The following is an 18,940-nucleotide window of genomic DNA, read 5'->3' on the forward strand; positions in this document are numbered from 1 at the left end:
TAAGGCGAAAGCTATGGTGATGAAATCCGTAGGTGACACAGTGGCCATCACCACTGAACGATCCGAAGTGCCCGGCCCCTACTAACACTAGAGGGTGAAGATATAGTCTAGTCATTTATGAAAGTAAATGTTCGCACGATGGCGAAAGAAATGATGGAACAAACAAAGAACTCGATTCTTGCACAAGCATCACAAGCAATGCTGGCTCAATCCAATCAAATGACTCAATCAGTGTTACAACTGTTGAGATAATTGATTCTAGGGCGTCTAACCGGGTAACGGGTTAGAGTATAACTGGGTGAATTGCTGGAACTTCCTAAAGCCCCATCAACCACAACGTAACTGGAAACGGTCGGCGTGACGGTCTGAAAATGACGGGGATGCACCAATGGATAATCAGCAGCCAAGCTCCTGTGAGGAAACTCTGGGGAAGGTTCAACGACTAGGATAGACCGTCTAAGGCGAAAGCTATGGCGATGAAATCCGTAGGGCGGCAAGCGCCGTTCGAAGTGCCCAGCCCCTCAAATTCGAGGGTGAAGATATAGTCTATTCTATGTTCGAAAGACATAGCGGCAAAGCAGGCCAACCAAGCACCACAGCAAGTACTACAATTGCTGCGTTAATCTTAAGAGTCAAAAGGAGCCTGATTTTGGGCTCCTTTTTTTATAAGGAGGCAATCCAATGGATATCGCTGCGTTATCGATGGCAATGAGCCAAATGAATGTCCGGACAGAAGCGAATGTATCGATTATGAAAAAAACGATCGATCAGGCGGAGACAAATGGCCAGGATGTTGTAAAGATGTTGGAACAGTCTGTTCAGCCTCATATCGGAAGCCGTTTAGATATTAGAGGATAAAACAATTAGAAAGTCCATGACTGTAAGAGGTCATAGGCTTTCTATTTTTTTATTGTAAAAATAGTTTTCTCTCCCACAATTATCCTATTCTTTTTTCAATCATTATCTTGTACACTAAACAAGATTAACTCGAGCAAAGGGTGTGAGAACCGATTGACCAGTCCGATTTCTAATAATTTTCTTTTATATAATACGATCGCTACTATGGCAAAGTCGATGCCTGCTTTAGGCCAAACCGACAGCGCCAATAGTTCCATCGGCAGTTCGACAAGCCCCAGCACGTTTTTTGCGATGCTGATGAATGCCATGATGGAAAGTATGGAACAAACGAATGCTGGGACAGCTCCGCAAACAGGTGTTCAGGCTGCATTGCCGTCTTTGACTACGCCGCTCACGGCACCGTTAACCAATTCCTATAACCCAGCCCTGACGATCCCGCCGCTCAACACACAAGAAGTGCCAACCGCAGCAACGGATACAAGTGACTTGAAATTCCGGCCGACCCAATTTATTAAGCTGGATAGTACCTTGGAAGGCAAGCTGGAAGGAACGGCCGCCCACTTTATCAATGCCGGGAAAAAATACGACCTGGATCCCAATCTACTGTCAGCCATCGCCATCCACGAAACCGGCAATGGCTCATCACGCGCTGTAAATGACAAAAACAATGTTGCCGGCATGATGGGCAAGAATGGACTTCGGAGCTACGCTTCTGTGGAAGATAGCATTTTCGATATGGCCCGCAACCTGCGTCAAAACTATTTGAATGAAGGCAAAGACACCATCGCGAAGATCGGAGCGAAATACGCGCCGGTCGGAGCTGCCAATGATCCAACAGGATTGAACAACCACTGGACGCAAGGCGTCAGCAACTATTATTCCAAGCTCACATAAGCTAAGACAGGTGCTTCACAGACCTGCCTTATTTTTTTTTGCTTTTTTACTAAAAAAATCTGCTTTTCTGCCGATAACTATTATATAGATTCTATTTAAGTTTTAAGAAGACGAGGAGTGGTTTTACTATGGAAGTAACAAACTCAGCTGTTATTCAATTTCCAAAAATTAACGAGTCGAACCCGGCAGTTCCCAAGAAGACAGTCACTCCTGAACCATACAACAACGAAAATACCGATCAACCCATTACTAAGGAAGCAATCGTAAATAAAGTAGACAGCATGAACGAATTTTTAGAACCAACATCAACAAATGTAAAATTCCAGCTGCATGAAAAGCTAGAAGTTTATTATGTCCAAGTAATTGATTCCAAAACGGATGAAGTGTTGCGGGAGATTCCCAATAAGAAATTTTTAGATATGTATGCCTCAATGGCCGATTTAGCGGGCCTGATCGTGGATGAGAAACGATAAGAATGGAGTGAACTTATTATGCGCGTTGGCGGATTAGCATCAGGTATGGATACAGAATCAATCGTCAAAGACATGATGAAGATCCAAAAAATGCCTTTAGATAAATTAATGCAGCAAAAAACCTTTACAGAATGGCAGCAGGAAGCGTTCCGGGATACCAACCTGTCAATGTCGAACCTGCGGACAAGCGCAAGCAATTTGCGTCTTCAGTCGTCATTCAATTCCTATAGCGCCACCTCGCCCGCTCCAAACAGTTTCACGGTCGCGACAACGGCCAATGCCATGGGCGGTTCTTATAAAGTGCAAGTGACGAGTGTGGCGAGTGGAGCGAAATTGAACTCCGCAAATGCAATCGCAAATTCGGCAGGTGACGCTGTAAGATCAACAGATCAAATTGGTGTAGCTGGAAAAATCACAATTGACAGTTCAGGAACCGATATTGTGATTGATATTAAAAGCACAGATACTTATGCAGATATAGCCAAAAACCTTCAAGATTTAACGGCAGCATCAGTTCCGGCATTACGAGCCAGTTTTGATAGCACGACATCTCGGTTCTTCATAGCTACAAAAGGTATGGGTACAGAACAAGCTTTTTCTCTAAAATTTACAAATGCAGATGGGACAGACAATACAGCTTTGGCTAAACAGATTATTAATGACAAAACGACAAACCCACCTCCCGTAACAGTAACAGCTACCGGAGCAACAGACGGTTCCATCATGTTTGATGACATTGAAATTAAAAATTTAAAAACTAATCAAACAACCGTTAACGGGTTAACAGTCAACCTATTGCAGGTTGGTGCAGAAGAAATCGTCGACGTCCAATCCAATCCTGAAAAACCACTGGCCATGATTAAAGACTTTGTCGATAAATACAACGAAACAATCGAGAACCTGCAGAAGCAGCTCGTCGAAAAACGCTTTCCCGATTTCCAACCTTTGTCTGATGAACAAAAAAAGGACCTGACGGAAACTGAAATTGAATTATGGGAAGAAAAAGCACGGAGCGGTTTGCTTCGCAACGACCCGGTATTAAAATCTGCCATGCAAGATCTGCGCAGAGCCTTTATGGACAGCGTAGGCGGACTTGCAGAAGGCAATATCAATCATTTATCGCAGATTGGCATCAACACCGGATCGTATACAGAAGGCGGCAAGTTGTTTATTGACGAAGCGAAACTAAGCGCAGCACTAACTGACAAACCGGACGAAGTAATGGCGCTGTTCACGACCCGGGATGCTGCAGGAAACGGTGTTGGGGCAAGAGTCTACGACACCTTAAACAATGTTGTCAAAAACCTCAGCGAAAAAGCGGGCAGCTCTTCAAGCTCCATCGACAACAGCACACTTTCCAAAAAGATCAAACAGATGAACGACGAGATCAGCCGCTGGCAGGATCGCCTGACGCGCGTAGAAGACCGCTACTGGAAGCAGTTCACGGCAATGGAGAAAGCGCTAAGCCAGATGAACTCCCAAAGCACCTGGATGCAGCAGAACATGTTTGGTGGCGCGTAATGAGCTCAAAAACAATTATGTATGCCTTTCTGGAACAGACACAGGAGCTCTACAAAAAAGCCAAGGACATCAATTTACGGATGGAAGCTAATGAAGAAGGCAGCGTTGAATCGCTTGAGACCATCTTCCAACGCCGCCAGCAATCCATAAAGCAGCTGGAAACCTTTATGAAGCAAAAAAACTTCCAGTGGACAGCCGAAGAGCAGTCCATCATTGAGCAAGTAAAGGAAATCGATCAACAGCTTCACTTCTTGCTCAACGACTTACATCAATCCTTTTTTACACAAATCAATCGCATTGCCCAGACAAAAGAAATATCCAAAAAATACAGCAGCGCTTATCAGACCGTATCCACTGAAGGTTCATTTATCGACAAACGGAACTAAATGCTAGGGGGAAAAGAACACATGGCAACGATCAATCCTTACCAGACTTACCAGCAAAACTCAGCAATGACGGCATCACCCCAGGAACTGACCCTGATGCTGTACAACGGCAGCCTGAAATTCATGAAAATGGCAAAACGCGCACTGGCCGATAAAAAATTTGAAGAAAAAAACACCAACATCATCAAAGCCCAAAACATCGTCCAGGAACTCCGCGTCACATTAGACCTGAAAATCGAAATGTCAGCCGGGCTGGCCCAAATGTACGAATACATGTACACACGCCTCTTGGACGCCAACATGAAAAACGACACAGAAGCGCTGGAAGAAGTGGTAATACTCATGACAGATATGCGCAACACCTGGAAAGAAGCTATGGCATTAGCGAAAAAGAATTAATCTAATATAACGGATTTTTATTAATTTAATTTACAAGATAACTAGAGGAAATCATTTCAGGCGGACGCTTTCCGGGGGGATTTCCACTACTAGGATATGGAGCAAAACAACGGAGACTCCCGCGGGATAGCGAAGTGCCGAAATCCACTCGGGCGTTGAGCCCGAGTTAGTTCGGCGCAAGCCCGCAGGAAAGCGGAGTTGTTTTGTGCAATATCCATAAGAATATTAAGCATATTTGAAATCTCAGTACAAACTATACATGCAAATGAAATGAGGTATAAACGTGGATAAGACATCATGGATAGGAGTCATATTGGGATTTGTCGTGCTGATTGGTGGAATGATCCTGAAGGGATCAAGCCCGATCGCATTATACAATCCAGCGGCGCTGGTAATCATTTTTGCCGGAACCATCGCCTGTATCCTCGTTGCGTTTCCAATGGACGAAGTAAAAAAGATTCCCAGCTTATTTAAAGTGATATTCAGAGAAGAAAAAAAAGTCTCCATCAAAGAATTGATACCGATGTTCACAGGCTGGGCCATGCTGGCACGAAAAGAAGGCTTGCTGGCATTGGAAGAAAAGTCGGAAGAAGTAGAAGATCCGTTTTTACAGCGCGGCCTGAAGATGGTCGTTGACGGCCAGTCACAGGAACAGATCCGTGATTTGATGGAAGAGGAAATTGTTGCGATGGAAGAACGCCATGAACTAGGGGCGAAAATTTTTGCGCAGGCAGGTACATACGCACCTACACTGGGTGTGCTGGGTGCCGTTATCGGGTTGGTTGCTGCACTTGGCCACTTGGACGATGTGGCTTTGCTTGGTAAATCCATATCCGCCGCGTTTATCGCGACCCTGTTCGGGATTTTCTCAGGCTACGTACTATGGCATCCATTTGCCAACAAGCTGAAACGGAAATCCGAAGCAGAAGCCAAAACAAAAATGATTATGCTAGAAGGTTTGCTGGCTGTTCAGGAAGGGCTGCCAGTCCGGACTGTAGAAGAAAAGCTGTTGACTTATTTGCCGGCGAAAGACCGTATGCTTGAATCTCAAGAAGAAAGCGGTGTTCAAGTTGAAGCGTAAAAAAAAGCATGAAGAACATGTCGATGAAGCCTGGCTCTTGCCTTATGCCGATATTTTGACGCTGCTTTTGGCGCTGTTTATCGTGCTGTTCGCTTCCAGCCAAGTGGATGCCGAAAAGTTCAACGCCATCGCCGAATCATTCAATAGCGAGTTGCAGGGCGGTACCGGCATACTGGATGAACAGGCGCCGGTTGAGAGCTTCGACACGTCACCGACCGCCGAATTGAGCGAAGATCCGCCGTCAGGTGAAAGCCCAGAAGAGATTCTTGCTGCGAAAGATCAGCGGGAATTGCAGGATTTCCAGACGAAAATTGAAGCGTATATTGATGAAAAAGGCTTGGCGTCTCGTCTCAATACTGAAATGACGACAAAAGGCTTAATGATTACGATCAAAGAAGGTGTGTTATTCGAATCAGGGAGTGCAGATATAATCGGCGGTTCACAGACGATTGCGGCTGAAATTTCAAATTTGCTGGTTTCCGATCCGGCGCGCATGATTTTCATCGAAGGACATACAGATAATATTCCGACGGGGACAACGGAATTTCCATCAAACTGGGAATTGAGTTCTGCACGTGCCATCAATTTTATGAAACTGCTTCTTGAAAACGAGGATTTGGAACCGCAGAAATTCAGTGCATCCGGCTATAGCGAGTACCATCCGATTGCTGCAAACGACACACCAGAAGGTCGAGCGGAAAATCGCCGTGTCGAAGTGCTGATTTCACCTTATGAAAAAGAAACTGACGATTAAGAGGTGTACCATGGGAAAACTAAAGAAAATCATTGGTGTTGTCATTATTGCAGTAGTTATGGGCGTAGGTGCCGCATTTTACTTCGTGCAGAAAGATGTCGAAGCAGAAGAGGAAAAACCGCTAACCGCTGAAGAGTTGGCAGAAATGAGCATCGACACCGATGTGATCACGACAAATCTGGCATCGCCAGGAAACTTCGGGATTGTTCAGTTCAATATCCTGTTAAGTAATACGGAAACAAAAGAAGAAGCGGAAAAACGTACTGCTGAAGTGCGTGCAGCAGTAATTGCGACCGTTGCAAGCTTTACAAAAGATGAATTGATCGGAGAAAGCGGAATTACACTGATTGAAGAAGAACTTGCTGCTCGCTTATCGGAAGTTTTTGAAAAAGGAAAAGTGGATCGAGTTCTGGTGACAGAATTTAAAATGCAGTAAAGAAGAGTGTTGTAAAAGCTATTGGCTTTTAAAGCAGAAAAAATTGAAATTCCGCTAAACATTTTGGCAAAACTGCCGATATAAATCTATAGAGAAGGTCAGGTGAGTGGATATGAAAGCAAATCAGCTAGATAATTGCCGAATTTGCGGTACATTATTCCTTAAGGACTACACTGACTATTGCCTGGACTGCTACAAGGAAATCGAAGAGGAATTCAAGATAGTGAACGAATTTCTGAAAATCGAAGCCAATCGCTTTGCGAATATTCAAGATGTCAGCTTGTCCACAAATGTCTCTGTCAAACAAATTGCCGATTTTATTCGCGACGGGCGCATTTATGCAGACGATCTCCCAAATTTGGGTTACCCGTGCAAGCATTGTGGTAAAGTAATCAAAAGGCAGATCCTGTGTGATGACTGTTTTAAGGATTTTTCATTGGAAATCGATGCGACAATGAAAAACGATAAGTTTTTAGAGGAAACTGGAAGAAAACGAGTAAGGCCAAAGGTCAACGCACAATATTGGAAAATACGATAATAGAACAAAACTAAACTAAAGGGCGGTGAAGGAATGAATATTGACAAAACGAATGGTTCTTCCTTTATTCAAGCTTATCAAAAATTGCAGGTGGCTCCGGCCGCCAAAACAAAGTCGCTGCAAAAAGAAGACGAACTGCAGATTTCAAACCAGGCGAAGGCGATGTTCGAAAAAAATGCCAATGTTGATATTGAAAGACAAGAAAAGATCCAGCTCCTAAAAGCTCAGGTGTCATCAGGTGAATACCAGGTCGATGCGGGCAAGGTAGCAGATAAAGTTCATCAATTCTGGTTCGATAAATAAAGTAGAGCTCTTAAAAGAGGAGGATAGCGGATGCTGAACTTAGTAGTAAACACGCTGGACGAATTGATCAGCATACAAAAACAGCTTATCCGTTACGCCGAACGCAAGCAGACGGTGTTGATCGAGCGAAAAGTCGATGAACTGACAGAGCTTGTGAAAGAAGAAACGAAGCTGGTCAAACAGCTAGGCCAATTGGAAGACGAGCGGCAGCAACTTGTAGCCGACGTATTGGAAGAACATCCTGGCCTGACATTCAGCCAGTTTGCAGAACAGATTCCAGATGAAGATGTAAAACAAGAGCTCCACTCACAATTGACAACGTTACAAATGCTTTTAACTGAGCTGCAGGTGAAAAACAAAGTCAACGAAAAAATCCTGGAAGACTCGATGAGCTTTGTTCAACATATGATCACTCAAGTAACAAAAACGAAACAGCAGCATTTCAATTATCAATCGCCGGCAGTGCAGCAAAAGCCACAAACAAACAATCAAGGCTTTTTCGATACAAGAGCCTAGGAATTGTAAGAGAGCGGGGAAAACCATGGTTTCATCATTTCACGGATTAGAATTAGGAAAACGCGGATTATCCGTCGGTCAGGCAAGCATTGCGACAACTGGACAGAATATTGCCAACGTCAACACAAAAGGCTATTCACGCCAACAAGTAAACTCAAGTGCTTCGCCGTCATTGGACGTTTGGACAGGCCAAGGGGCGAATACAGGACAGCTTGGAACCGGCGTTAATCTCGATTCGATCACCCGTGTAAGAGACCGCTTCCTCGATCAGCAATTTCGTGATCATTCCGAAACACTCGGACAGTGGCAAGCAAAACAAACAACATTGGACCGATTGGAAACAATCGTTAACGAACCAAGCGACAGCGGGTTGAATAGCGCAATGGATGGATTGAATAGCGCTTGGCAGGATTTGGCCAACGAGCCGGATAGCTTGTCTGCACAAGCTGTGGTCAAAGAACGTGCACAAGGCTTTATCGAAGTAGCGCAATCGATGAACAAATCGATGGACAGTTTGAAAAGCGAATTGACGCAGCAATCACAAGAAACAGTTGCTGAAGCGAACGGTTATTTGAAACAAATCGCAGAATTAAATAAAAGCATTGTCCGCGATGGCAGCCAGTCAAATGATTTGAAAGATAAACGTGATGCGCTTGTGGAAGAACTATCCACGTTGATGTCGATTAAAGTAGACGAAAAATCGAACGGCAGCTACTCGATCAGCCTCTCTTCAAATAACCAGCAACTGGTCAGCGGTGAAGAAGTTTTTGAAGTCGATCACAAAACCGGTACTGGTGAAAATGAAATGTACGGTGGCAAGTTGGCTGGATTGAGCCAGTCGATGGATACCGCAACAGCTTATCAGGAAAACTTAAACCAAGTGGTTAGTGATTTTGCACAAGCTAATAGTATGGCGGCTGTAGGCGGTAAAGATCAGGCTTTATTTATCGGAAATGCCGCAGATTTTAAACTATCTGAGCTAAAAGTTAATTACGAGGCAAGTCCTTTAAAGCAACCGGCTACCACGGGAAAAACAGCTGAAGCAGCGCAAAGTGATTTCCGAAAACTGGTTAGCCAGCTTGGTGCACAGAGCCAAGCAGCAATCAACTCCGTTACGAATCACGGAGCAACATTGCAAGCAACAGAAAATCGCAGACAGTCAGTGACCGGTGTTTCGCTGGATGAAGAAATGGCTAACTTGATCAAGTACCAGCATTCATATAATGCGGCAGCACGGTTAGTATCAATGACGGATCAAATGTTGGATACCATCATTAACCGAATGGGCAACTGATAGCAGAAGGAACGTGGGGGGAAAAACATGAGAGTCACGCAACAGATGCTTAACCAGAATTCCATACGCAATATGAACCAAAACTTGAGCCGCTTCGAAAAAATCAATAACCAAGTTGCAAGTGGCAAATTGCTTCACCGCCCATCAGATGATCCGAATGGCGTCAGCAAAGCGATGAACTTAAAAAGTACGCTTGCAGCCAACACCCAATTCGAACGGAATTCGAATGAAGCCAAATTGTGGATGAACGAAACCGGTCAAAATATCGACTCGATGGTGGATGCGATGCAGCGGGTGCGAGAATTAGCGGTTCAAGGCAACAATGGTACTTATTCGGAGCTGGATCAGACGGCAATGGCTGCTGAAATAGAAGAATTGACAGAGCGGATGCGCCAATTGGCAAATGCTAAAGTTAATGGCCAATCATTGTTCAACGGCCAAAAAACAGGCGAACTTCCTTTTCCTGAAAAAGGAAACCTTGCAGCTGATTCTGCAGACCTAATCGCTAAAACGTTCACGATCGGGGATGGCATCAAGATCCAATCAAGTGTTCTGCCTGATGAGTTGTTTGGAACGGCAGCAGATGACAACAATATTTTCAAAACATTGCAAAGTATATCCACTGATTTAAAAGCTGGGAATTCCATTGATCTGGATAAAATCGATGCAGGAATAGATCGGTTGTTGACAGTGGGTGCTGAAAACGGAGTGCGGCAGAATCGTGTAGAAGCCGTTGAAAACCGGCTGCTTGATAGCAATCTGGAACTCAAATCGATGTTGTCAAAAGTCGAAGACATCGATTATGCAGAAGCGATCATCAAGCTAACCAGCGAAGAAAGCGTCTACCAGGCGAGCCTTGCTGCATCATCAAAAATAATCCAGCCGAGTTTGATGGACTTTTTAAGATAAGTGAAATAATTAGATAATGAAAAAGCAGGCACCCCGCGGGGCGCCTGCTTTTTTGCATTATCCTTTAATCGTATTAACCAAGCCCATCATGTCATCTGCGTATGAAATGGCTCTTCCTTGTGATTGGAACAAACGCTGCGTCGCGATCAATTCGGTCATTTCATCAGCCAATTCGACATTGGATGCTTCAAGTGCACCTTGTTTGATGGCGATAGTTCCGTCATTTTGTTGAGCTAAATCGATAAACTGCAGATTGCCATTGGCAAGTTGTTCAGCTTCAGTGCCAGTCAGGCGGAAAAGATTGCCGCCTATTTTTTCAAGAGAGTCCGGCCGATCTATTTGGGCAATGCCCATTTGGATTTCAGCCGGTTGTTTATTTGCATCTTTAAAGGAAACTTCCAAAGCGCCATCTCCATTTAATTGGAGAGTGTCATAATCATTATCAAAAACGATCGGCTGATTATCAGCTCCCAGAACGGCATCCCCGTTGGCCGTCACCAAGCTGACTTGGTTTGAGTTTGGCACCGGCTGGACTTGGAAAGATCCGTCTTTTGTATAAAAGGCGTTGCCTTCAGACTCAACTCGGAAGTAAGCCGATTCGCCCTGGATCATAAAATCAAGCGGCCGGTCTGTTTGGCGGATAGAGCCCTGCTCGTTGCGGGTAGCTGTCTGTGACAAAATCGCGCCGGCACCGATGCGCAAACCGTAAGGCGTAATTCGCCCAACTTCGTTTTGCGGACCGACTTGTTTTTCAATTGATTGCACGAGGGCGTCTGAAAAACTGGCTTCTTGGCGTTTATAGCCATTGGTGTTTACATTGGCAATGTTATTGCCGATCAAATCGATCTTTTTTTGCAGTTCGCCCATGGTGTTGCTGGCTGTGTTCATTTGAATGTTCAACTAATAACTTCCTCCTAGACGCGCCCGATTTCATTTACTGCTTTTTCCATGCTGCGATCATAAGCCTGAATAACTTTTTGATTTGATTCGAAGCCTCGATAAGTTGTCATCATGTCCGTCATCGTCCGGGTCAAATCAACATTCGATTGTTCGATAAATCCTTGTTTTACAAAACCGCCTGCGCCCTCGAGCAATGCTTCGTTTTCAACAAATTGAGGAGGGGTTTCGGGATTGCCTTCCCAGCGCAACAAATTTTGTCCCTGTTTTACAAATTGGTCCGGATTTTCCGTATAGCCAATCCATAAGCGATCGCCTTGAGTGCCATCGGCTAAAGTGATTTGGCCATTTTCCTGAACAGTAAAGTCTGTTGATCCAACTTGAATCGGCTGCTGGTTTTCGCCTAAGACGGGAAATCCGTCGCTGGTGGTCAGCAAGCCTTCAGTGTTTACAGTGAAAGATCCGTTTTTTGTATAGCGCACTTCGTCATTCTCTGCAGCCACTGCGAAAACCATCGATCCTTTTTGTTGGGTTTCAGGATTTGTTGGAAGTAGTTCATCCAGCAGCACCAAATCGGTCAAATTTCCAGTTTCTTTTAATGGACCTTGAAGAAAAGAAGGGATGCCCTCCTGAGCATATACGCCCGTGGTTAAAGTCCCAATATTTTGTGGGGCTATTGTACCTTTTTTTCCGTTCTCGATCGCTGTAATCAACTGATCCGGAAAAGCGCGTAAGACGGTTTGGTCTCCTTTAAATCCTGGAGTATTGGCGTTTGATAGGTTATTTGTCAATATTTGTTGATTCCTATTATTGGCCATCATCCCTGATGTAGCAGTGTATAATCCACGAAACATAGGTTTTTTCTCCTTCTTATTAGCATAATGGTAGATATCGCGTAGCATAACATTAACACTTGAATAAAAATAGAGTCTTATTGATTAATATGGAAAATATATCATTTTATTTTTTTAAAAAGAAAAATATACAAAATTATAGAAACATGATACTATCACTTTGATATTAATTTTAGAAAATAGTACGAAATAACGAGTTTAACAATAAAATAATAAAAAATCATTATGAAAATGGCAAACTTACTCGAAAGGTAAAGACGCAAAACTACGGGCCTAAATACACAGTGTACAAGGCAGCCGAGTCATCAAAATGGTAGATTTGACCAAAATCCACCTTTTTAAAGGTGGATTTTTATTAACTATTAAATGTTAAAAAAAGGAGTTTTTCGATGAGTATATTCCCTAAGTCGCTTGAGTCCATGGAACAAGCCCTTTCAGCATCGACATTGCGGCAGCGAGTGCACTCGGCGAATATCGCCAATGTGGACACCGCTAATTACAAAAGCAAAAAAGTCGATTTCCAAGCAGCCTTGGATACCGCAATAAACAATCAAAGTCTCTCCAGCTACAAAACTAACGAACGCCACCTCTCATTTAGCAATGAATCTTCAATTGGTAAAACAGAAATCCTTACCGACAATTCAACAAAATACAATAATAATGGCAACAATGTCGATATGGATGTAGAAATGGCCGAGCTTGCAAAAAACCAGTTATGGTATAACGCTGTTACAGAACGGGTCAACGGCAAGCTCAACAGTCTCAGCTCAGTAATTAATGGAGGGAGATAAAAAAATGAGTTTATTCAGTGGGTTTAATATCAGCGCATCCGGATTGACGGCCAATCGCATGCGCATGGACGTCGTATCCGCCAACATCGCCAACGCTAATACAAATCGCGCCGAGCTGGTGGATGGGGAATGGCTCCCGTACCGCCGGAAAACAGTGGAATTGTCGCAAAGCGGCGGATCACCGTTTGCCAATCAACTGCAGTCAGTTATTAATAGAGGGAACACAGCTGTATCTGGAGTCGAAGTATCAGAGATCAGAGAAGATGACGCCCCTTTTAACCTGTCCTACGATCCGGAACATCCGGATGCCGGAGAAGACGGCTATGTTCGTACCTCCAATGTTGATCCGCTGAAAGAAATGGTGGATCTGATGTCTGCAACCCGTTCTTATGAAGCGAACGTCACTGCGTTGAATGCTTCAAAAAGCATGTATATGAAAGCTTTGGAGATCGGAAAATAAATCGATGATTATTAAGAACAATCTACTATAGAACATCAAGGAGGCCCCCCATGGAAAAAATAGGCCAGATTCAACCCCCATTTATTCAAAATCAATTGTTCGATAAAGTGCAGCCTGAAAACAAAGTTGAAGGATTTGGAGAAATATTCAAAGATGCGCTAAAAGAAGTGAGCAAAGCGCAAAATGAATCAGATAAATTGACCAACCAATTGGTGACAGGAGAAGTACAGGATGTACACGAAGTCATGATTGCTTCGCAAAAGGCCAGTTTGTCATTGCAGATGACGATGCAGGTCCGCAATAAGGTTGTTGAAGCGTATCAAGAAGTAATGAGAATGCAAGTATGATGCGTAAATGAAAGAGAAGGTTTCAGTATATAAAACGAAGTTAAAGGAATCTTGGACCAGTTTTTCTCCTGTGACAAAATGGGCTGTTATTGGTTCCTTTTTTCTTACCTTAATTATTATTATTGTCTTTGTTTTTCTCAATAATCGCACTAACTTCTCAGTGTTGTATTCTGATCTGGCAGCAGCAGAAGCGGGCGAAATCAAGACGGCTATTGAAGAACAGGCTATTCCGGTGGAAGTATCGGCCGATGGCAAAACGATCAGCGTACCTGAAGAGCATTTGGCAGATTTGAAAGTCAGCCTGGCTGCGGAGGGGATACCGAAGAACGGCAATGTGAATTACGGGATATTCAGCGAAAATATGGGGCTCGGAATGACCGATCGCCATTTTGATGTTGTGGAACGGGACGCCATGCAAAATGAGTTGGCGTATTTGATTGAACAAATCGATGGAGTAACAGAAGCGAATGTCATGATTACACTGCCGAAAGAAAATGTTTGGATCACGGATGAAGAGCAGACATCTACAGCTTCTATTGTCATCCAAGGCGATTCGACGCTGCAATTGGATCAAAAGCAGATTAACGGTTTGTATCACTTGATCAGCAAATCAGTTCCAAGTTTGCCGGCTGAACAGGTAGTGATCATGGACCAAAACGGCCAAGTGTTTGAAGTGCAGGATGCCAACGTGGCAGATACCAATCTGTCGGTCTACCAGCAGCATCGCGAAATCCAAAAAGGCATCGAGCAGGATATTCAACGTGAGCTGCAGCAAATGCTCGGCTTATTGCTTGGGCAGGACAAAGTGGTTGTCTCTGTTATGACAAACATCGATTTCACGAAAGAAAAGCGGGAAGAGCAATTGGTTGAACCCGTCGATGTTGAAAACAATGAAGGCTTGGATATCAGCGTGGAACGCATCGTCGAAACTTATTCGAGCGAAGGCGTGGTCGTGGAAGATCCAGCAGGAACCGGTGAAACGGAAGTCGCCAATTATCCGGGCTTGGATGGTGCTGGAAACAGCGAGTCGGAGCGTACGGAAGAGCGGATCAACAGTGAAGTCAACCGGATTAACCGGCAAATTGAGATGAGCCCTTATGTGATTGATGACATTACGATCAATGTCGGCGTAGAGCCGCCAGTTCCGGAAAATCCGGCCAGTTTAACACAGGAAAATGTCACGGACATCAGTAATCTATTGAAGAATGCTGTCAGTACTTCATTGAGCATGAATGAATTTGCTGCAACCGAAGTGGAACTGGAAGACCGAATTTCTGTTTTTGCAACTGAATTCCAAGGACGTCCGGATATTGAGGAAGAAGAACAAGCTGAAACATTCCTCGCCGGCGTACCGAACAATCTGCTTCTGGTCATTGCCGCAGCAGTTGTGCTGGTACTGATCATCGTCATTGTATTGCTATTGCTTCGCAGAAAGAAAAAAGAAGTAGTATTTGAAGAAGAGTATGATTTTGGAGGTTTTGAACAGGCGCTAGCCAAGTCAAACCAAGTAAATATTGAAGAAGAAGTTGATTTGTCTGAGTTTAGTGCCAGATCGAATCCGAAGCGGAAAACGATTGAAAAGCTTGCCAAAGGAAGACCTGAAGACTTTACTAAATTGTTGCGGTCATGGATGGCAGATGACTAGGAGAGTGGCCAATGGTTAGAGGAATACAAGAGTTGACAGGGATTCAGAAAGTGGCCATCTTATTGGTTGGTTTAGGACCTGAAGTCTCGATTGAGATATTTAAGCAACTGACAGAGCCGGAAATCGATCAATTAACCATGGAAATTTCCAACGTTCGACAGTTGAAGAACAGCCAAACAGAAAGAGTCATTAATGAATTTTACGAAATGATTCTAGCCCAGGATTATATGAATGAAGGTGGTTTGGTTTACGCCCGAAATATCCTTGAACAGGCACTGGGAAAAGATAAGGCGATGGACACCATCAACCGGCTATCAAACCGGCTTCAAGTAAAACCATTTAGTTTTGCTCGAAAAGCCGATCCAAACCAGATTTTAAATGTTCTGCAGCACGAACAGGCCCAAACGATTGCATTGGTGCTGTCCTATTTGGATGCTAAGCAATCGTCGAAGATTTTGTCTGAGTTGCCGAGTGACAAACAAGCGGAAGTCGCAAGGCGGATCGCCTTGATGGAAAGCACTTCTCCGGATGTCATCCATCAAGTAGAGCAGATTTTAGAGCGGAAGCTGACTGCTACAGGATCACAGGATTATACTGCTACCGGTGGTGTTGAAGCGATTGTTCGCGTGTTGAGCAATGTTGATCGCGGTACAGAAAAATCCATATTGACCGAACTCGAAAAAGATAATGTGGAACTGGTTGCGGAAATCAAAAAACGTATGTTTGTCTTCGAAGATATTGTCAATCTGGAAACTCGTTCCGTTCAGCGAATTGTCCGTGAAGTGAGCGATGCTGATCTGACATTTGCACTTAAAGTAGCGAGCGAGGAAGTCAAAGACAGTATTTACCGCAATATGTCTACACGAAGAGCGGAAGCTATTCGTGAAGAAATCGAAGTTATGGGGCCAGTGAAGCTGAAAGATGTAGAGAATGCACAAACAAATATCGTCGGATTGATCCGAAGCATGGAAGAAAAAGGAGAAATTGACGTAGCGCGTGGAGAAGGAGAGGAAATGATTGTCTAACATCATTCGTCTTCCACAGTCTCTTTCTAAAGAAAAGAAAATTATCCAGACTCGTAAAATTGAGACTAAAAAAACTGTTTTCAGTAATCAGGAACAGGATCCAAGGCAGCAACGCCAGCAATTACTACAAGAAATTGCTGAGTTGGAAACTCGCCAGGAACAATTGCACAACCAAATTTTAAACGATCAGCAAACGGCACAGCAGGAAATAAGTGAATGGTGGCACGACAAGCAGCATGAAGCTTTAGAGCATGCTGAAAAACTGGCGCAAGAAGCACGGCAGCAAGGATTTCAAGCTGGATTTTCAGAAGGCCTCCAGCAAGCTGAGCAGGACAGTGTTGAAAAACGACTGGAAATGACTCACTTGCTGGAAACGGCTTACGACGAAAAAACAAGAATTATCCAGCAGGCTGAACCTTTCTTATTATCATTAAGTGTCAAAGTGGCAGAGAAAATTATTCATAATGAACTCCGCCAGGACACAAAGCAGGTGCTGCACATTATACAGCATGCATTAAAGCAGGTAGAGGAATCGGAAGACGTCACGATGCAGGTTTCTGCTGAAGACTATCCAACCATCATTCCATTTTTGGAAGAACTAAAGACGTACATTAAAGCTGATTCGGAATTGAAACTGGTTCCAGTGGCCAATCTGACGCCAGGCGGCTGCAGGATTCATACGGCGAGCGGATCTTACGACGCCGTGGTCGACAATCAGCTGGATGAAATCAAAAAACAATTGCTCGCTTATTGTGAGGAGAAGACCAACGATGAACCTGTGGGAAGATGAGTATCTGGAATTGCTGAGTGACATCGAACCGATTCAAAAGCATGGGAAAGTGATTCAGGTCATCGGCTTGACGATTGAATCGAGAGGGCCAAATGCGAAAATCGGCGAGCTTTGCCTGTTATATCCAAACCGCAATGAACCACCGATTGAAGCGGAAGTGGTCGGCTTTAGAGAAAATCGGATTATGCTCATGCCGCTGCAGGACTTATCGCAAGTCGGTCCGGGATGCTTAGTAGTCGCAACAGGCGGGCCGCTTCAAATCAAAGTCGGTCCCTCCATTTTAGGGAAAATCCTGGATGGAACAGGAATGCCGCTTGATGAAAGTTTATTGCCGCGCGGATTGAAAAAGTATTCCACGAACAACGCACCACCAAATCCGTTAAAACGTCCGCGGATTGATAAGCCCCTTGAAGTCGGTGTCCGTGCGATTGACGGTTTGCTGACCGTTGGCCAAGGCCAGCGTGTTGGCGTATTTGCAGGAAGCGGCGTCGGAAAAAGTACCTTAATGGGCATGATTGCCCGCAATACCGAAGCCGATATCAACGTTATCGCTTTAGTCGGGGAACGAGGGCGTGAAGTTCGGGATTTTATTGAACGCGACCTCGGTCCTGAAGGGTTAAAAAAGTCGGTAGTAGTAGCAGCGACTTCAGACCAGACACCGATGCAGCGCATTAAAGCAGCACTTACGGCAACAGCAATTGCCGAATATTTCCGGGATCAAGGAAAAAACGTCATGCTGATGATGGACTCGGTTACGCGATTTGCCATGGCGCAGCGCGAAGTTGGCTTGGCTGTTGGCGAACCGCCGACCAGTAAAGGCTACACACCGAGCGTCTTTGCCCTCTTGCCAAAATTACTGGAGCGCTCAGGCACTTCAAGCAAAGGTTCCATTACTGCTTTCTACACCGTTTTAGTGGATGGCGACGACATGAATGAACCGATTGCCGATGCGGTGCGCGGAATTTTGGATGGCCATATCGTGTTGGACCGTAAAATTGCCCAAAAAGGCCAATTCCCAGCGATCAACGTCATGGCCAGCGTCAGCCGCGTTATGCACGAAGTCGTGTCAGAAGAACATCAGCTGGCAGCACGGGAATTCAAGCGTTTGCTTGCAGCTTACGAAACTTCAGAAGACCTTATTAATATCGGAGCTTACAAGAGTGGCGCAAACAAAGAGATTGATGATGCGATTCGATCGCATCCACTGATAAAGGAATACTTGCAGCAGGACATTTATGAAAAAGCCAAACTGGAAGAAAGTATAGAGCGGCTATCAGCACAATTTGGGGGCGTTTAAACTGACACAATTCAACTTTCGATTTCAAAAAATATTGGATTTAAAAGAAAATGAAAAGGGCTTTGCGCAGATCCAAATGGCTGAAGCCATCAAAAAGCACGAAGTGGGCCATCAACGAAACAAAGCCATTCAAAGCCAAATAAGCGATATCGAGCAATTGAAAAATACTAAACAGCAAAGCGGCGTCAATATTTCAGAATTGAGAATGCTGGAAAGCTATATTCACCAGCTGCAGGATCAATCGCTTTCTTCTAAAAGAGAATTGGAGTATTTGCAGAAAAACGTCTCGACATCTCAAGGTTTGCTGCAAAAAAAAGCACAGGAAGAAAAAACCTGGGAAAACTTAAAACAGCAAAAATTGAACCATTTCAAAGAAGAAAGCAAAGCGGCTGAGCAAAGCTTTTTTGACGAAATGGCCAGCACCCGATTTTATCGTTTGGCCAAAGCGAACAGTTTAGCGGAAGGAAGTTAA

25 protein-coding genes and 1 riboswitch are annotated in these 18,940 nt (G+C 44.3%); of the genes, 23 read left to right on the forward strand and 2 right to left on the reverse strand.

From position 1 onward, the window contains the following. Window positions 1–150: 150 nt before the first annotated feature. From QOZ98_RS17450 to flgL, 15 genes are all read left to right on the forward strand, one after another. Window positions 151–252, forward strand: a complete 102-nt coding sequence (locus QOZ98_RS17450) for a flagellin (protein WP_274624516.1) — start codon at window positions 151–153, stop codon at window positions 250–252. 429 nt (window positions 253–681) lie between these two features. Further along, complete coding sequence (locus QOZ98_RS17455; RefSeq protein WP_308788563.1) at window positions 682–858, forward strand: YjfB family protein; 177 nt, start codon at window positions 682–684, stop codon at window positions 856–858. Between the two features lie 204 nt (window positions 859–1,062). Beyond that, on the forward strand, window positions 1,063–1,752 hold the full coding sequence (locus QOZ98_RS17460) for a glucosaminidase domain-containing protein (protein ID WP_308788564.1): 690 nt from the start codon (window positions 1,063–1,065) through the stop codon (window positions 1,750–1,752). Window positions 1,753–1,880: 128 nt separating this feature from the next. Continuing rightward, window positions 1,881–2,225: a flagellar protein FlaG gene (gene flaG / locus QOZ98_RS17465; RefSeq protein WP_308788565.1), complete on the forward strand. Its 345-nt coding sequence runs from the start codon at window positions 1,881–1,883 to the stop codon at window positions 2,223–2,225. A gap of 18 nt (window positions 2,226–2,243) precedes the next feature. Continuing rightward, window positions 2,244–3,746, forward strand: a complete 1,503-nt coding sequence (fliD, locus tag QOZ98_RS17470) for a flagellar filament capping protein FliD (RefSeq protein WP_308788566.1) — start codon at window positions 2,244–2,246, stop codon at window positions 3,744–3,746. Then, window positions 3,746–4,132: a flagellar protein FliT gene (locus QOZ98_RS17475; RefSeq protein WP_308788567.1), complete on the forward strand. Its 387-nt coding sequence runs from the start codon at window positions 3,746–3,748 to the stop codon at window positions 4,130–4,132. Before fliD ends, QOZ98_RS17475 begins: the two co-directional genes overlap by 1 nt. 21 nt (window positions 4,133–4,153) lie before the next feature. Beyond that, window positions 4,154–4,531: a flagellar export chaperone FliS gene (gene fliS, locus QOZ98_RS17480; protein WP_308788568.1), complete on the forward strand. Its 378-nt coding sequence runs from the start codon at window positions 4,154–4,156 to the stop codon at window positions 4,529–4,531. A gap of 283 nt (window positions 4,532–4,814) precedes the next feature. Beyond that, a complete protein-coding gene (motA, locus tag QOZ98_RS17485) occupies window positions 4,815–5,612 on the forward strand; it encodes a flagellar motor stator protein MotA (protein ID WP_142827603.1) in 798 nt (265 codons plus the stop codon). Continuing rightward, a complete protein-coding gene (gene motB, locus QOZ98_RS17490) occupies window positions 5,602–6,366 on the forward strand; it encodes a flagellar motor protein MotB (RefSeq protein WP_308788569.1) in 765 nt (254 codons plus the stop codon). Before motA ends, motB begins: the two co-directional genes overlap by 11 nt. Window positions 6,367–6,376: 10 nt before the next feature. Beyond that, window positions 6,377–6,802 carry a flagellar basal body-associated FliL family protein gene (locus tag QOZ98_RS17495; protein ID WP_308788570.1) on the forward strand — a complete coding sequence of 142 codons (426 nt, stop codon included), beginning with the start codon at window positions 6,377–6,379 and terminating at the stop codon, window positions 6,800–6,802. 112 nt (window positions 6,803–6,914) lie between these two features. Beyond that, window positions 6,915–7,340 carry a flagellar protein gene (locus QOZ98_RS17500; protein WP_308788623.1) on the forward strand — a complete coding sequence of 142 codons (426 nt, stop codon included), beginning with the start codon at window positions 6,915–6,917 and terminating at the stop codon, window positions 7,338–7,340. Window positions 7,341–7,373: 33 nt separating this feature from the next. Continuing rightward, a complete protein-coding gene (gene flgM / locus QOZ98_RS17505; protein ID WP_142827599.1) occupies window positions 7,374–7,643 on the forward strand; it encodes a flagellar biosynthesis anti-sigma factor FlgM in 270 nt (89 codons plus the stop codon). Between the two features lie 30 nt (window positions 7,644–7,673). Further along, window positions 7,674–8,159 carry a flagellar protein FlgN gene (locus QOZ98_RS17510; RefSeq protein WP_308788571.1) on the forward strand — a complete coding sequence of 162 codons (486 nt, stop codon included), beginning with the start codon at window positions 7,674–7,676 and terminating at the stop codon, window positions 8,157–8,159. A gap of 25 nt (window positions 8,160–8,184) precedes the next feature. Continuing rightward, window positions 8,185–9,453, forward strand: coding sequence for a flagellar hook-associated protein FlgK (gene flgK, locus QOZ98_RS17515; protein WP_308788572.1), 1,269 nt, complete (start codon window positions 8,185–8,187; stop codon window positions 9,451–9,453). A gap of 27 nt (window positions 9,454–9,480) precedes the next feature. Then, the gene (gene flgL / locus QOZ98_RS17520) at window positions 9,481–10,362 is read left to right on the forward strand and encodes a flagellar hook-associated protein FlgL (RefSeq protein WP_308788573.1); all 882 of its coding nucleotides are present in this window, start codon (window positions 9,481–9,483) and stop codon (window positions 10,360–10,362) included. A 57-nt stretch (window positions 10,363–10,419) separates the two neighbouring features. Here the strand turns inward: flgL and QOZ98_RS17525 are convergent, their stop codons facing one another. After that, window positions 10,420–11,262 carry a flagellar hook-basal body protein gene (locus QOZ98_RS17525; protein ID WP_308788574.1) on the reverse strand — a complete coding sequence of 281 codons (843 nt, stop codon included), beginning with the start codon at window positions 11,260–11,262 and terminating at the stop codon, window positions 10,420–10,422. 14 nt (window positions 11,263–11,276) lie between these two features. After that, window positions 11,277–12,113 (reverse strand): flagellar hook-basal body protein, encoded by an 837-nt coding sequence (locus QOZ98_RS17530; RefSeq protein ID WP_308788575.1) that lies wholly within the window; start codon window positions 12,111–12,113, stop codon window positions 11,277–11,279. Window positions 12,114–12,336: 223 nt separating this feature from the next. Then, a riboswitch (cyclic di-GMP riboswitch) is annotated at window positions 12,337–12,423 on the forward strand. Window positions 12,424–12,502: 79 nt separating this feature from the next. Between QOZ98_RS17530 and flgB the strand changes: the two genes are divergently transcribed. Genes flgB through fliJ form a run of 8 tightly spaced genes read left to right on the forward strand, consistent with a single transcriptional unit; the run spans window position 12,503 to window position 18,940 of the window. Then, entirely contained in the window at window positions 12,503–12,904 is a 402-nt protein-coding gene (gene flgB / locus QOZ98_RS17535) for a flagellar basal body rod protein FlgB (RefSeq protein WP_308788576.1), read from the forward strand. Window positions 12,905–12,908: 4 nt separating this feature from the next. Next, window positions 12,909–13,364, forward strand: a complete 456-nt coding sequence (gene flgC, locus QOZ98_RS17540; protein ID WP_308788577.1) for a flagellar basal body rod protein FlgC — start codon at window positions 12,909–12,911, stop codon at window positions 13,362–13,364. Between the two features lie 50 nt (window positions 13,365–13,414). Continuing rightward, the gene (fliE, locus tag QOZ98_RS17545) at window positions 13,415–13,711 is read left to right on the forward strand and encodes a flagellar hook-basal body complex protein FliE (protein WP_308788578.1); all 297 of its coding nucleotides are present in this window, start codon (window positions 13,415–13,417) and stop codon (window positions 13,709–13,711) included. 7 nt (window positions 13,712–13,718) lie between these two features. After that, on the forward strand, window positions 13,719–15,356 hold the full coding sequence (gene fliF, locus QOZ98_RS17550) for a flagellar basal-body MS-ring/collar protein FliF (protein WP_308788579.1): 1,638 nt from the start codon (window positions 13,719–13,721) through the stop codon (window positions 15,354–15,356). Between the two features lie 11 nt (window positions 15,357–15,367). Further along, entirely contained in the window at window positions 15,368–16,381 is a 1,014-nt protein-coding gene (gene fliG / locus QOZ98_RS17555; protein ID WP_308788580.1) for a flagellar motor switch protein FliG, read from the forward strand. Next, window positions 16,374–17,171, forward strand: coding sequence for a FliH/SctL family protein (locus tag QOZ98_RS17560; RefSeq protein WP_308788581.1), 798 nt, complete (start codon window positions 16,374–16,376; stop codon window positions 17,169–17,171). The genes fliG and QOZ98_RS17560 overlap by 8 nt, the downstream gene beginning before the upstream one ends. Beyond that, a complete protein-coding gene (gene fliI / locus QOZ98_RS17565; protein ID WP_308788582.1) occupies window positions 17,152–18,468 on the forward strand; it encodes a flagellar protein export ATPase FliI in 1,317 nt (438 codons plus the stop codon). Before QOZ98_RS17560 ends, fliI begins: the two co-directional genes overlap by 20 nt. Continuing rightward, a complete protein-coding gene (gene fliJ, locus QOZ98_RS17570) occupies window positions 18,455–18,940 on the forward strand; it encodes a flagellar export protein FliJ (protein ID WP_308788583.1) in 486 nt (161 codons plus the stop codon). The genes fliI and fliJ overlap by 14 nt, the downstream gene beginning before the upstream one ends.

It is taken from the genome of Planomicrobium stackebrandtii (assembly GCF_030814955.1).
In the GTDB taxonomy this organism is placed as follows: domain Bacteria; phylum Bacillota; class Bacilli; order Bacillales_A; family Planococcaceae; genus Planococcus; species Planococcus stackebrandtii.